The sequence below is a fragment of the uncultured Umboniibacter sp. genome (assembly GCF_947497555.1).
Taxonomy (GTDB): domain Bacteria; phylum Pseudomonadota; class Gammaproteobacteria; order Pseudomonadales; family DSM-25080; genus Umboniibacter.
Window position 1 is genome coordinate 62,034 of record NZ_CANMGY010000012.1, and the last position, 14,358, is coordinate 76,391.

Below are 14,358 nucleotides of genomic sequence, written 5' to 3' on the forward strand. Positions count from 1 at the left end.
TATCCTTGATAAATTGTTCATTCACTAACATAGACGCATGGACTTATCGTTTGGATGCAAAAAAGTTTTGTGGCAATATGAATATAAGTGTGACCCTTGTCACAATAGCATTTCAAGAGGCCTGAAGATGCTCTACCGAATTTCGATCATTGTATTAGCAGTCATACTGGCGACCTGTTCCGAGTTGCTGTGGGCGCAAAACGATAAAGATCAATTTAGTGCACTACTTCAGATCCAAGATGTAGACTTTGGCGAATGGGACGGCGCGGATTTAGCAGAGGGGACCGTCATCCCAATTGTTGACGAAGGTTTTTGTTTTGTCTTTTCTAACAAAAAACAAACCGGTTACTTTCGCGTGAACTACGCATTATCGGTAGAGCAAACAACTGCCGGTACGGCCTATAGCCTCTTGGGTGCTAATGGCGCTAACTTACCCATAAAGTTCAATCTCACTAAACTAGCTGGCAACATTACCAATACGCCTGATGCAGTACCATTGCTTCCGGGCGCTGCACCCGCATCAAATTTTTCCGATCCGGTAGCCACGAAGAACCTGGAGCTTGACGCCTCGACACAATTCGCCAGCCAAAGCGCCGCTTGCACCGCGAACACCTTTGACTTCTCTATTCAGATATTAGGCTCAGATATCGCCAGTTTAGGGGCTAATGCACTCTCAACCTTTACTGGCGTCTTCGATTTGGTCGCTGACCCTACGGAGTATAACGGCGCGGCAAAATCTGACCCTACAGAATTCGCGGTCAGCATCACCATTTCTTCGAGTGTCTACCTTTCTCAGCTGCCGCCGTCAATTGACTTAAATACTCAAACGTCTGCCAACTTCTGCATTTGGTCCTTTGCGGGCGATGACGTTGATATCACGCTAAGCGGATTACAGCCTGCCCCGGTTGGTGGGCTGTATAATTTCGGAATGTTGGAGACAGACGGTGGTACCCCGGCCCAGACGATTGGCTATAACATTGATCTGACTGACCTTAGACAAAGCGATATGAGAACTCAGGTTGATAATGGAGTTGCCGAAAACGCCATGTCCTCGGTTGATGCCAGTGAGTATAATTGCAGTGGATCAAATGGCCTGAACTATCAACTGGACTTTGATCTTGAAGACTCTTCTGGGAAACGCTCAGGAACTTACAAAGATACCCTCACGGTGAGTATTGAAGCCATTTAAGTATCAACGTTTTCATGCAGAAATGATAACGGCGCAGCCTGAGCCACGCCCCCTCTCGGTCATTATGACTTAGTGCGTTGTGCTTCTCTAGCCAGACGTTTTTTCTCGCGCTGCTGTTCAATTGACAGCTTGGCACCGTCACCAAGGTGATTTAAACCACGCTTTTTAGCCAGTTGCAGTTGTAGCTCTCGCTGACGGAATCGTTCACGCTGATCGTCAGTTAATTCATCATAGCAATGATGGCACGAGACACCCTGCTCATACTTAGCGTCAAGCTTGTCGTCTTCCGTAATTGGCATACGACAGCCATGACACAGATCGTAACTCCCTTTCTCTAGAGAGTGATCAACGGCCACGCGGTTATCGAAAACAAAGCACTCACCTTCCCAAGTAGACTCTTCAGCGGGGACTTCTTCAAGATACTTTAGAATGCCGCCTTCTAAGTGGTAAACCTCTTCGAAGCCCTGCTCTTTGAGATAGGCGGTGGATTTTTCACAGCGAATTCCACCCGTACAGAACATCGCCACGCGCTTATTCTCCGCTGGATCGAGGTTCTTAGCCACGTATTCAGGAAACTCGCGAAAGGTCTCAGTGTTGGGGTTGAGTGCGCCTTTAAACGTGCCAATCTGCACTTCGTAGTCGTTACGTGTATCAACCAGCACAACGTCCGGCTGATTAATCAGTTCATTCCAATCCTTAGGCTTAACATAGGTGCCCACAACTCGCTTCGGGTCGATTCCCTCAACACCCATGGTCACAATCTCTTTCTTGAGTTTAACCTTAGTGCGGTAGAACGGCTGTTCGTCGTCGAAGGAGAGTTTGTGATCGATATTCGCTAAACGCTCATCCTGATCAAACCAGGCTAAGAGCGCATCAATTGATGCCTGCGAACCGGCGACGGTACCATTTATACCTTCGCGGGCGAGCAGCAAGGTTCCGCGAATATCGTGCTGGTTGAGCACATCTAAGAGCGGTTGCTGAAGGGTTTGAAAATCCTCTAATCGCGTAAAGCGATAGAGTGCACATACTACAATAGCTGACATATTAACCTCGCTAACCGAATCGCAAATCCGGTGCAATGGTGAGTGAAAGGCGCAATTATAGGTAACTTTGCTATCAACAGCGATAGCTTATCCCCCTTATCTTGCGCAGCACGTTAATTAGCAAGCCAGACTGTCGGCGTGGCGTCGCTTGAAGCGACTATCGCCTACTCTGTTAGTCTCGGTAGATGGTTTCAATAAGATGAAAGCCAAATTTGGTTTTAACTGGGCCGTGAACCTGATTAGCGGGCTGCTTAAATACCACGTCATCGAAGGCCTTAACCATATCACCGCGACCAAACTCACCGAGGTCGCCACCGGCTTTCTTAGATGGACAGGTTGAAAAGCGTTTAGCTAACACGCCAAAATCCTGACCCTGCCCTAGTCGCCGCTTTAGATCTAAGGCCTGTTTCTCAGTCTTCACTAAGATATGTCGGGCCGCCGCTCGCTGTGATTTTGCCATCTCTTATCTCCTAGTAATTTCCGCAGACACCTTTACCCGCAGGGCAGCCTCCCCTATATTCGAACTTCTCAGGAGGAGCCCCCATGAAAGAAGACCACTTTGTTCTTTTGACAACAACTTTGGTTGCTGGCCTAGCCACTGCAAGCCAATACTTGAATCTCGATCTTAGCGCAATTGACACGCAGCTGGTATGCGTGGTTCAACAGAGCGAATTCAGTGTCATGCTTGCCTCAAGTGCACAGACTATTTTAGAAAGCCTACTCTCGTTTTTCCGAGCCTAATTAGCGGTGACTGCTGAGCGAAACGCGTTCCTCACCTTATTCCCGGGCAATTCTGACGCGCTGCTAAAGGAATTACCGCATCGCATCCAGAGTGGATGCATACATTTCGCTCTCCTCAGCTGGACCTTTGAGTTCGAAGATGATTCCCTGACAATGGGGAGAGCATACGGAACCGAGGAGCTTCTAGCCTTCGAGCAACTTACCGAGCTGCTTGCGCGACATGAGTTTGACTATCTCATCGAAATCTTTGAAGATTCGGGAAGGCCTTTAAAGCGTTACAGCCGCTAGCGGACTTCCATGCACAAAGCATCAGTTAAATACCTTCTCAAAATACTCTTTTGGCTTTCCTTGCCTGCGCTGGGTATCGCTATTGCCGTTAGCTGGAAATGGGCCACTCAATCCTCTTTATTTACAGGTCAATACGGTAGTGAAATTGCCTGGGCCTGTGCAGGAGCGTTTGTGATTGCGACCATCATTGGCCTCCAGCGCTATATTATTTGGGCGGAGCGTCGCCGTATCAAACGGTTACTGGGTTCATCGATTCGCCGATCAACCGTCAACCAGCCAGACGATTGAGCCAATCACCTTTCGCCACGCATTTTGTGCGTCACTCACATAGAAAGCTGCCTCATCGACGCTACCCACTGCATGGTCTAGCCTGGGGCTTGACGGCGCATCCTTACGTTGGCTCATTAACGCCGGCACATGAGAATTCAATGATTTGGCCTGCGTCCGCAAAAAGCGCGATGCCTCGGAATCCCCGTTACGAACATAACTGAGAAGAGCTCGACTGTAAGCTACCCAGGAATTTTGCTCGTCATAACGCGATAGGATATTCGCTACCGCATCATACTGACCAAGTTCGAAGTAAATCGTCAACAATGCCGCTCTTGCTGCGACCACATCAGAGTGATCTAGCACCAGTGCTTTCTCGAAGTAACTGGCGGCTTTTTTTAGTTGCTTATCTTTTTTGTAGCTAGCACCCAAACCTACCAGGCTTTGGATTAGTACTCTCGCTGGCTCCTGATCCCAAAGTTGGCCTCGATAAAATTCAAGATACTCTCGTCCAAGAGTCTGCTCCGCAGCTCGCACCGCTTGCTCTAAACATTGTATCGTCTGAGTGACACTCTCGGACTTCAACCTTGCTAAGATCTCCCAAGCTTCCGCACAGTCTGCATTATCCAATACAATTGCCTGGGCGATCGTCCGTTGATCCGCTGGCGAGGCTTCTAGCATTGCTGGCACCCGCTCATCCTGAGCAACATGTGGCATGGGGGTTGAGCGCTCGGTCGCTTTGAGGCTATGGAGATGTTTGAGCGCTTTTGGCATGCGCGAGCGATTATGAGTAATAAAGTCATCATTCGACAACCTAAGTTGCTCAGCTAGATAGTTAACGCTCTCCGGAAAAGCGAGGCAGCCCAACGCCATCAAGCTCTCTTGAATAACTGCTGCATGCTCGTTATTCGGCATCTGAAAGTATTCGTTGAAGTCTGTAGCGCCGGCCTGAAAACCTGCACACCACTGAAGTAGTGGCTGGCGTACGCCACTATAGAGGGATTCGAATGGCGACTCTGTCTCACCGAGTGTTGGCAGCCGATAACTGCCACTGGAAATCTGCTGTTCAAGTTGCTGCGCATAGCTTAGCAACGCTGAGCTAATTGTAGGCAGCTGTTCAACCTCCACTTGAGCCAACAACACGCCTAACCAAGCTTCAACGGGGCACTTTACCGGCGCGACCACAACGGCGCTCAGGTAGCCGCGGAGTTGATGCCTATCGAAGGATCCATCTGGTGTTAATGCTGCCACCAGCTTATCTAATTCGCGAGGTTTCAGTGAGGTTGATTCAGCCACGGTTCACTCCTTCTTTAATTGCTGTGGAGTTTAACTGCTCCATCGCGGTTTTTCACCAGAATGAAAGTTTTTTTCATTTTCCTGCATCCAAACACTAGCTCGCTTCGTCGGTATAAGTGATAGAACATTTATAAAAGGCGGAAAAACCGTGAATACAAATAGCTCAGGATGGATTGCAACGCTTGCCCAGCATCGTCTCGCTGCCAATCTATTAATGGTCATTCTCTTGCTCGCCGGTGTTTGGGGTGCAATGAAGCTGCATGTCCAAATGAATCCCAATCAATCTTGGAACCAAGCTGAGATTAGAGTGGTGTGGCCAGGTGCTTCGGCTGAAGATGTTGAAGTTCTCGTCACCAACCCTATTGAATATCAGATGCGCGGCATTCAAGGGTTGAGTAATCTTCGCTCTTGGACTCGCAATGGCGTCGCTTACATCAACCTTCGCTTCGATCGCAACACGGATATGTCAGCGGCTGTGGATGAGGTAAAACAGCTACTCGGACAGGTGCGCGGCCTCCCCCCAGAGATCGAACCACCTACGGTACAGATCAACCGCTGGTACGAAACCGTTGCGTCCATCTTCATTACTGGCCCTGAATCAATCGAAGAATTAGCGCCGTACGCTCAGGAGATTGAAAAGGATCTTCGTCGTGCAGGTATTGACGTGGTTGAACTTCGCGGTATGCCGCAGGAAGAAATTGCCATCGAAATTGACGGCGTTACGCTAGTTGAAATGAACGCCTCGCTGGCCGATATAGCCCGCAGTGTTGCCAGCCTTTCCAGCGACATCCCAGCCGGCACCATTGGCATCGGTCAGGGCGAACGTCAGATTCGCTCCATGGATCAGCAGCGCACGGTCGAAGGCTTTGCGCAGATGCCAATCGCTTCTACCCAAGGCGATCAGCTAGTTCAATTAGGGGACATTGCTTCGGTAGAACGTCGTCAGGTTGACAATCAACGCCTCAAACTCATCGACGGTAAACCTGCCATTGAGATTCGTCTCCGTCGTGGTGACAGCATGGACACCTTTAACGCCGCGGATATTTTAAAGCAATGGCGTGAAGGTAACGAAAGCCGTCTCAACGCACAGGGCATTGAGGTTCAAGTATTCCTCGAGGCGTGGAAATTCGCCAAGGACACCTTGTCACTGGTATTTTGGAATGGCGTCTCAGGGCTAATCTTAGTACTCGCCATGTTATTCCTATTCCTCAACCTTCGTGTTGCCTTCTGGGTGGCGGTAGGTATTCCAGTATCATTTGCGGGCGCGCTATTGCTGTTCCATAGCGTAGGCGGATCGATCAACATGCTCTCCATGATTGGCCTAGTTATGGCCCTGGGGATCGTGGTGGATGATGCCATTGTGGTGGGCGAACACTCGCTCTATCAATTTGAACAGGGTAAGTCCCCTGAGGAGGCAGCTATTACTGGCGCGCGCCGCATGCTTGGGCCTATCACCGCGTCAAGTTTGACTACCCTAGCTGCATTTATTCCGCTAATCGTGGTGGATAGCGATCAAATTGTTGAGATTCCTATCTTGATGCTGTGTGTGATTATTGTGTCACTCATCGAGTGTTTCCTAATCATGCCTGGTCACTTAAAGCATTCCTTCAGGAAAATGGAAAAGGATACTAAAACTCATCCATTTCGTGATGCCTTCGATAAGCGCTTCACTGCCTTCCGTGAGAATTGGATCATCCCAACCATTAAGTCGGTATTACGTCAGCGTCGTATTGCCATTCTGGGCGCCTTCTTTGCCTTTATCTGCGCCGCTGGACTGGTTGCCTTCAACCACGTGAAGTTCGATCTTAATATGAATATTAACTTCGAGTTTGCCGAAGCGAATATTCAGTTCACGCCGGATGCCAATAACGATCAACGTATGGCTTACCTCGCTTTGCTCGAAGAGAAAATGGACGCAACCAACCAACACTTTGGCGGCAATAATATCGTAGCCGGCTGGAGCGAACTAAACGGCGCTCAAATTGGTAATGACTATCAGCGTGGCCCATCATTCGCGAACTTCCAAGTAGAGTTAACGTCTCCGGAAACACGTGAGGTTACCCTAGCTGAATTCCTAAAGCACTGGCAGGAGAGCATTCCCCCAGTGGCTTATGTAGAGCAATTACAAATTGAGCAAGGTGATCAGCCTTGGCCGGAGATTGAGGTGACCTTCAGTGGCGGCGATACCGCTACCCTTAAGCAAGCTGCGGATGAGATTTCAGCCGTGATGGCTACCATCCCGGGTGTTAACAACATCCACGATGACCTCCCCTATGGCCGTGATCAATGGGTCTTTAGCTTAACGCCTGAAGGCCGAGCAATTGGTCTCACCGCGTCGCAGGTTGGCTCACAGGTTCGCGCCGCCTTTGAAGGTTACCGTGTTCAGCTCTTCACCGAAGGTGACAACGAGCTCGAAGTTCGAGTTAGCTTGCCACGTGATGAACGTCGTCGCCTAAGCAGCCTTTCGAAGCTACCTATTGTGGCGGCTAATGGCGAGATTCTGCCACTTGCTACCGTTGCCAGCATTTCAAGTCGCCGTGGTATTGATCGAATTAACCACGTTGATGGTGTGCAGACCGTTTCCATTCGTGCCTACCCAGACAAGTCTATTACTACGTCTGATGCGGTCATTAATGAGCTAGAAGCGGGTCCTCTGCAGGAGATTGCACAGAAGTATGGCATTCAGAGCGGCAAGGGATTCTGGGCCGGTTCACAGACTCGTTTACTTCAGGAGATGCAGATTGGTTTCTTAATCACGCTGATTTTGATCTTCATTATCTTGGCCTGGATCCTTCAGTCTGCCAGCTGGCCACTTGCTATCATGGCAGCGATTCCCTTTGGCCTAACCGGTGCATTCTTCGGCTTGTTCGTCATGGGCTTTAACATCACTCCAATGGCGTTCCTAGGCATCTTTACCCTAACGGGGGTAATTGTGAACGACTCCATCATCCTGGTGACTTCCTACAAGGAACATCGTGAGGCGGGCCTCTGTGCGGACGATGCGCTGGTTGAAGCCGTGCGTAACCGCCTACGTCCAGTAATCCTGACCTCACTCACTACAGGCCTAGGCCTAGTGCCAATGATGATGGAAACCTCACTCATGGGCGAAGCCTTCATTCCACTGGCGACCGTTATCTGCTTCGGTATGTTGTACGGCACCGTACTCATTCTGCTGGTGATCCCAGCAATGCTGTCCGCGTTGGACACAATTCAAACTAATTGGACTATTTATCGTAACCGCGTTGCCGAGATCAAACGTCTCGATCGCGAAGGAGCTCAAGTATGAAATTCCTAAATCTAAAGCCGCTGCGTCAATTGGCGCCTTTCGGCAACCGTCTTAGTCGCTCTTCAGTAGGCCAGAATTTTCGCGGCATGCCAATGTGGGGCAAAGTTGTCAGCCTAATTGTTGGCTTCCTCGTTATCATGTTCACCCTCGCCGCCACCGGTGGTGCTCAGGGCGAAGGCGAGGCCGAAATTCAGGCCATTCCGGTATCCGCAATGTCAGCGGAACACGCTCCGCTCGCCCCGGAAGTCACCGTGTACGGCCGTGTTGAAAATCCAAACACGACCACCATTGAAGCTTCAACCTTGGCCTACGTCCAAGAGGTCTTTGTTCGCGAAGGCCAATCGGTAGAGGCTGGCGAGCTGTTAGTTCAGCTCGATCCTCGCGATGCCCGACTGCTCGTGCGTCGTGCCGAGGCCACGCTTAATGAGGCCCAGAGCTCACTTGCTAGATTGAACTCCCAACAAATTGCGGATCGTCGTAACTTCAATGCGCAAAAGGAGCTCTACGAGATCACTCGCCGCAAAGAGCAACGCTATGAAACCTTGTATGGCAATGGACAAATGTCGCTTTCTGCCCTTGAAGACCTCAAACAACAACGCCTGCAACAGGAAATCACTCTGAACCAGCAGGAATTGGTGATTAGCACTCAAGAGGCCGCCATGGTCTCAGCGGTTGCCGGTGTTGAAAATGCTGCCGCAAACTTAGAGCAAGCCGAGCTAAATCTTGAAAGATTGGCGATTATCGCGCCCTTTGGCGGCAAAGTGACTCAAGTAAACGCAGCGATTGGTCGCCGTGTTGCCACTGGTCAGCCGGTTATCACGCTATTCGACGAAGACAATCATCAAGTCCGGGTATCACTTCCCGCCGATACCGCCCAGCAGATTGCTGGAGCGCTAACCGACGCGAAGTATGTGAAAGCAGAAGCGTTGTTAGGCGGTAATTGGATAGAAATGAGCTTCCTAGAAGTGGGCGCCGAGGTTCGCAGCGGCCGTGCAGGAACGGATTTACTGTTGGCGCTACCTGAGAATAGTAAAGTTGCCCTGGGTCGTGCACTTGAAGTACGCGTCACACTTCCTACCCAAGACAACCTCTTGGCAGTGCCTGTCCAGAGCGTCTACGGCGATCAGATTATCTACACCGTGGAAGATGACGTACTGAAGGCGGTACAGATCGATCGTGTTGGTTCACGCGAAGATGACGAGGGTAACATGCAAATTCTTATCAGTGCCAATGAACTGCCGCAGGGCGCTCCAATTATTACTTCTTCACTGAGCCGCGCCTCCTCCGGAACTAAAGTCGCCATTATTGGTGCAGAGGTTGCTACCGCGGAAGCTAACGCAGACACCGCGGCAGACGTTGCGATTACCGCCGCTATCGTGACTGAAGGTTAAAGAAGATTTACTTGGGCTCTTGGCCGCCTTCGGGCGGCCTTTTTTTGGTTGTGAATACGTTCACCCATCGCCGAAAAGCTCAACCCGTTAGGCAATATTGATCACTTTATGTGACTGTAAGTTAAGCTGCCACTGAGGGTTATCCAAGCAATACTGGATGGTCTGCTGAGTCTTAGTATCACGGTAGATAACATCGTCACTCGCAGCATGAGGATCCGCCATCGGAGTTAGATAGCGGAGTCCCGCCTTAATATGAGCGAATCGCTCGGGCATGGCATCAGGTTGAGGAAATACGAGCTTCAATTCATCACAACTCTGGACCACTACCTCAGCAGTGCCTTTCGGACTAATACATAACCAATCAACACCATCACTGGGTGGCTGCAGGGTTCCATTCGACTCTACCGCCACCTCGAACTGGCGTTCTCGCAGCGCACGTAGAAGTTCGTTATCCAGTTGTAACAGCGGTTCACCGCCGGTGCACACCACGAAACGATTCTGTTCTGTCGGAAAGAGTTTAGCGACCGCGTCGGCGAGTTCCGCTGCGGTTTTAAACTTACCGCCATTCAACCCATCGGTACCAATAAAATCCGTATCGCAGAAGTTACAAATTGCCGCTGCGCGATGCTTTTCGAGGCCAGACCATAGATTGCATCCAGTAAAGCGCAGGAATACTGCAGCTCTACCGGTATGCGAACCCTCGCCTTGTAGGGTGTAGAACATTTCCTTAACGGTGTACATTAAGCTTCGTACTCCAGAGGATCTTGCGCATTATTTAGGGTGAACGCTTCAAGCCGCTCTACGCAAGAGCCACACTTTCCGCAGGCCTTTTCACGGCCGTTATAGCAAGTCCAGGTTTTGGCATAGTCCAAGCCCATTTCCAAACCATCTTTGAGAATCACTATTTTGTCATCGTAGAGGTAAGGGGCGACCACTTTAACTGGGTCGAAATTGGCAAGTAAAGAAACATCCTGCATCGCCTCAACAAACTCAGGGCGACAATCTGGATAAATGGTGTGATCGCCGGAATGCGCGCCATACCAGACTTCAGATGCGCCCTCGTTGACTGCATAACCTATTGCCAACGAAATCAGAATCATATTTCGGTTGGGTACTACCGTAGACTTCATATTTTCAGCGGCGTAATGACCTTCGGGAATGTCGTCGACGCTGTTTGCCATTAACGATGAGTTCGACATCAGCGACTGCATGGCTGTGATATCAACTACATCGTGTACAACACTCGCTTCCGCACAAACCCTTCGCGCATAGTCCAGCTCTTTACTGTGCCTTTGGCCATAATTAAATGACACCGCCAATACCTCATGACCAGCGTTAAGCGCTCGGTGTAATACCGTAAAGGAGTCCATGCCCCCTGAATAAATTACCACTACTTTCATGTTACTCACACTTCACAAATTCCGATGGGCGGCGATGATACTACTTGCCTATTAATTACTCAAAAAAAACCACCAACATCGCCTCGATAGCTAGGTGATTAGATGACGCACAAGCGCTACACTAGGCATCCGTTTTAACTGTAGACTCTCCATGCCGCTTACGCCCGAACAATCCGATATCGTTGCCTTTCGTAGTGGCCCAGCACGGGTTATTGCGGTAGCAGGCTCTGGGAAAACAACGACGTTTGTTGAAATGGTTGCCGAGCGCCTGAACTCAGGGATGGATCCTAAGCGAATTTTGGTCGTCATGTTCAACAAAAGTGCCCAGGTCGACTTTGAGTCACGACTTGCACAACGTCTACCCAATCAAATACTTCCAGAAGTGCGCACCTTTCACTCGCTAGCACTGCGAATGTACAAGCGATTGGCAAGCATGGGGGCCTGCGACGCTCGCAACTGGAACCCCATGCCAAGTTATATCAGTGACCGAATGGCGCTCAAAGCCATCCTAGAGAGCGTCCATCCCGATCAACAGCGAGATATTCAAAATGAGCCTAGCGAAGCCCTTGAGGCTTTTTGGCAACTTCAGGAGCACTATAAGAGTGGCTTCGACAATATCGATGTGGCCTTCGAGAAAGCGGCACTCAGCGAAAAGTGGCGCAGCCTTCTTCAAGCACATCATCGTTACGAAGAAGTAAGACAAGACGCTAAGCTGATTGGTTTCTCTGACATGTTGTATGACAGCGTGAATATCATCGATAGCGAACAGCACTGGATTGACCACTTTGCTAACCATATGGATCTGGTGCTTGTTGATGAGTACCAAGATATCAATGCAATTCAACAGCGGCTGGTAGAAATCATCGCTGGAAACCGCGCACAGGTTATTGCGGTAGGTGACCCAGACCAGACTATCTACGAATTTCGCGGTTCCAACCCAAGCTTTATGCTCAGGCATTTTGATAGCACGTTCCCAAACAGCCAGCAATTACCGCTAACCACGACGTTTCGTTACGGCTATCCACTGGCACTAGCAGCCAATCAACTGATTGCGCACAACCGCGATCGACATGAACATTTTAGCATCCCTGTTAGCAAAGATACCATTACCCAGATTAACCCTATTCCCTGCGTTAGCGACTGCGCGGCTGCACTAACCCATATTGAGCAATTACTAAGTAACAGCCGATCTGCTGCTCAGCCACAAACCATTGCCGTACTTTGTCGGCTCTGGTCAAACGCGGCGCCCATCGAATTAGCACTGATGCAGCGTGGTATTGATTTCTCGCTGCATGGCGGAAACTCGGTACTAACACGCCGTGAATTACAGATCATTACTGGTCTTTTAGAGGTCAATCAGAGAACCGCCGCCGCTACCGTTCGCAATGACAGTAGGTTTTGGCGTCAACTCATGACAACACCGCATCTAAAGATTAAACAAAACATCATTGACGGAGTTGCGAATCAGCTGGCGAATAGCCAAGGTGATTTTTCGCTACAAATACGCGCCTTAGCAAACAGCCTTAACGGCTGGGAAAAGAAACAGTTACATAGCTTCGCTGCACTGATTGCCGACCTAGAACGCCCAAACACAAACGCCAAATCACTCATCAACCGTTTCTTCGTAGGCCGCGGGTATCTTGAGGCGCTCAAGGAGTCCGCGACCTCCAAACAGCGTGGCGATGAAAGTGTCGCCATCCTTCAAGCTTTTACGGATTACCTTGGCCAGCATCGCTATCCAGCGGCTGAGGCGCTGCAGGCTATTCATGACTTACAACAGCAACGAGCACAGGGTGTTCAAACTAATCAGATAAGTCTCACTACCATTCACCGCGCGAAGGGCCTTGAATGGGACCATGTGATTGTCAGTAATTTTGATGATGAACACTTTCCATATCAACATGGTAACAGTTTATCAGCCGCAGCCGAGGAGTCGGAGCGACGACTTGCCTATGTAGCGATCACTCGAGCAAAACTCAGTTGCAGTTTGTTGGTACCAAAGGACGCGAGCGAGAAGCTTCCAAGCCGTTTCGAGGCAGAACTCGGTTTAGCGGAGGCCAATCGTTGGCGCGATGTGGTATCAGGGAAGGTCAAGAGCCTAACACTTCGTAAGTCGCAGTTTGCTGCTTGGCATGCCTTCGCCACACATCAAGACATTGTTCTTCCGAAGATAGAGGAGACCAAGGAGCAGCCCAAGGGATCTCCTGGCACAGGCGTTAAAGCTCTTACGGCCGTAATTCATAACCATTACGGCTATGGCGAAATTGTCCACGAGGATAGAGTGTATATCACCATTCGTTTTCGTAATGAGCGTGAACGAACCTTTTCTAAAAAGGCAGCCACAGCACTTATTGAAAGGTTAAGCTAGTTGGCAACTTCGGCAGTTGGCTCCACTGGCATCAGGAACTTGACTAACTGAAAGAGCTCTTCGTCAGAACAGTCCGAGCACATCCCCCTTGCCGGCATACCGCGAAAACCGTTAATAACGGAAGCAAGTAGCTCCTGTTCATCTTTAGCCGTCCGCTGCTGCCAATCAACTAGCTTGGCCCGTTTAGGAGCTCCTGCTCGACCTGTTTCATGGCAACTAGCACAGCTCTGATAATAGAGCGCCTCGGTTGTCCGCGGCGCTGCAATGGCAGACTCTACCTGACTGCTATCACAACCTACGAACAGCCCTAATACGAGGCCAATTAGGACAATTTTAAAACGCATAGGAAACGGATAGGCCGCTATAGCTCTCTGACACCACAGCACCCACTTGAACGTCAGAATATTCGTCTACGAAAAGATGCGAAAAGCCATAGCCAATCAAAGCACCAACTAGCACATCCTCAACATTATGGTGATCATTATCATACCGAGAATAAGCCGTATAACTGGCTAGCACGTACGCAGGGATGCCCCATTCGTGTCCATATCGACGATCGATAAATGAAGCTGCGCTGAAGGTTACCGAGGCGTGACCACTCGGGAATGAATCATCGTCCTCTCCGTTTGGTCGTTCTGAACTAACCAATGACTTGAGCGCGTAGGTGGTCGCAACGGTTGAACCGAGCGCATAGGCAAACTGCTCTAGACCCTCGTAGTCATCTGTCATCACGGTAATACCAGCCGCCGTCGCAGGCAGCGCTACCTGTAGGAAATCAGCAACATCGTCATTCGCGAAGCTTGGAGCAGATACGGACAGCAAGAGAAATAGTATGATAATGCGCATGGAAACTTCCTAATACATGATTAGAGACAATGCGTATTAGTTTACGGGCTACGAGGTGCGAGCTCAAGCACACTGTCATTGATGCGCTTTAGACGTGAGCTTGGTCTTTGGGAGATTCTTTCAGGCAATAAAAAAGGCCCAACCTAACGGTTGAGCCTTCTTCATGGTATTAAGTGCCTGGCGGTGACCTACTCTCACATGGGGAAACCCCACACTACCATCGGCGATGAAACGTTTCACTTC

14 protein-coding genes are annotated in these 14,358 nt (G+C 49.9%); 7 read left to right on the top strand and 7 right to left on the bottom strand.

Going from position 1 to position 14,358, the window contains the following annotated elements; genetic code table 11:
- Positions 1-127: 127 nt before the first annotated feature.
- Positions 128-1,189, top strand: a complete 1,062-nt coding sequence (locus Q0698_RS12125) for a hypothetical protein (RefSeq protein ID WP_298636927.1) — start codon at positions 128-130, stop codon at positions 1,187-1,189.
- A gap of 62 nt (positions 1,190-1,251) precedes the next feature.
- Here Q0698_RS12125 and Q0698_RS12130 read toward each other — a convergent pair whose 3' ends face one another.
- Together Q0698_RS12130 and Q0698_RS12135 are read right to left on the bottom strand one after the other, a co-directional pair.
- Positions 1,252-2,232 carry a rhodanese-related sulfurtransferase gene (locus Q0698_RS12130; protein ID WP_298636929.1) on the bottom strand — a complete coding sequence of 327 codons (981 nt, stop codon included), beginning with the start codon at positions 2,230-2,232 and terminating at the stop codon, positions 1,252-1,254.
- A 172-nt stretch (positions 2,233-2,404) separates the two neighbouring features.
- Positions 2,405-2,692 carry a peptidylprolyl isomerase gene (locus Q0698_RS12135; RefSeq protein ID WP_298636930.1) on the bottom strand — a complete coding sequence of 96 codons (288 nt, stop codon included), beginning with the start codon at positions 2,690-2,692 and terminating at the stop codon, positions 2,405-2,407.
- Positions 2,693-2,775: 83 nt separating this feature from the next.
- On the opposite strand from Q0698_RS12135, the gene Q0698_RS12140 reads away from it, so the two are divergent.
- Genes Q0698_RS12140 through Q0698_RS12150 form a run of 3 tightly spaced genes read left to right on the top strand, consistent with a single transcriptional unit; the run spans position 2,776 to position 3,549 of the window.
- A complete protein-coding gene (locus Q0698_RS12140) occupies positions 2,776-2,973 on the top strand; it encodes a hypothetical protein (protein WP_298636932.1) in 198 nt (65 codons plus the stop codon).
- Between the two features lie 6 nt (positions 2,974-2,979).
- Positions 2,980-3,261, top strand: coding sequence for a hypothetical protein (locus tag Q0698_RS12145; RefSeq protein ID WP_298636933.1), 282 nt, complete (start codon positions 2,980-2,982; stop codon positions 3,259-3,261).
- 9 nt (positions 3,262-3,270) lie between these two features.
- Positions 3,271-3,549, top strand: a complete 279-nt coding sequence (locus Q0698_RS12150) for a hypothetical protein (protein WP_298636934.1) — start codon at positions 3,271-3,273, stop codon at positions 3,547-3,549.
- On the opposite strand, the gene Q0698_RS12155 is transcribed toward Q0698_RS12150, so the two are convergent.
- Positions 3,523-4,824, bottom strand: a complete 1,302-nt coding sequence (locus Q0698_RS12155) for a UPF0149 family protein (RefSeq protein ID WP_298636935.1) — start codon at positions 4,822-4,824, stop codon at positions 3,523-3,525. The genes Q0698_RS12150 and Q0698_RS12155 overlap by 27 nt on opposite strands.
- 148 nt (positions 4,825-4,972) lie before the next feature.
- Between Q0698_RS12155 and Q0698_RS12160 the strand changes: the two genes are divergently transcribed.
- Positions 4,973-8,110: an efflux RND transporter permease subunit gene (locus Q0698_RS12160; RefSeq protein WP_298636937.1), complete on the top strand. Its 3,138-nt coding sequence runs from the start codon at positions 4,973-4,975 to the stop codon at positions 8,108-8,110.
- Positions 8,107-9,501 (top strand): HlyD family efflux transporter periplasmic adaptor subunit, encoded by a 1,395-nt coding sequence (locus Q0698_RS12165; protein WP_298636939.1) that lies wholly within the window; start codon positions 8,107-8,109, stop codon positions 9,499-9,501. Before Q0698_RS12160 ends, Q0698_RS12165 begins: the two co-directional genes overlap by 4 nt.
- An 87-nt stretch (positions 9,502-9,588) precedes the next feature.
- Here Q0698_RS12165 and queE read toward each other — a convergent pair whose 3' ends face one another.
- Together queE and queC are read right to left on the bottom strand one after the other, a co-directional pair.
- Complete coding sequence (queE, locus tag Q0698_RS12170) at positions 9,589-10,242, bottom strand: 7-carboxy-7-deazaguanine synthase (RefSeq protein WP_298636941.1); 654 nt, start codon at positions 10,240-10,242, stop codon at positions 9,589-9,591.
- Positions 10,242-10,901, bottom strand: a complete 660-nt coding sequence (queC, locus tag Q0698_RS12175) for a 7-cyano-7-deazaguanine synthase QueC (protein WP_298636942.1) — start codon at positions 10,899-10,901, stop codon at positions 10,242-10,244. Before queC ends, queE begins: the two co-directional genes overlap by 1 nt.
- A gap of 151 nt (positions 10,902-11,052) precedes the next feature.
- On the opposite strand from queC, the gene Q0698_RS12180 reads away from it, so the two are divergent.
- On the top strand, positions 11,053-13,269 hold the full coding sequence (locus tag Q0698_RS12180) for an ATP-dependent helicase (protein WP_298636943.1): 2,217 nt from the start codon (positions 11,053-11,055) through the stop codon (positions 13,267-13,269).
- Here the strand turns inward: Q0698_RS12180 and Q0698_RS12185 are convergent.
- Positions 13,266-13,613 carry a c-type cytochrome gene (locus Q0698_RS12185; protein ID WP_298636944.1) on the bottom strand — a complete coding sequence of 116 codons (348 nt, stop codon included), beginning with the start codon at positions 13,611-13,613 and terminating at the stop codon, positions 13,266-13,268. The two genes, Q0698_RS12180 and Q0698_RS12185, sit on opposite strands and share 4 nt — an antisense overlap.
- A complete protein-coding gene (locus Q0698_RS12190; RefSeq protein ID WP_298636945.1) occupies positions 13,603-14,115 on the bottom strand; it encodes a phosphatase PAP2 family protein in 513 nt (170 codons plus the stop codon). The genes Q0698_RS12185 and Q0698_RS12190 overlap by 11 nt, the downstream gene beginning before the upstream one ends.
- Positions 14,116-14,358 lie beyond the last annotated feature (243 nt).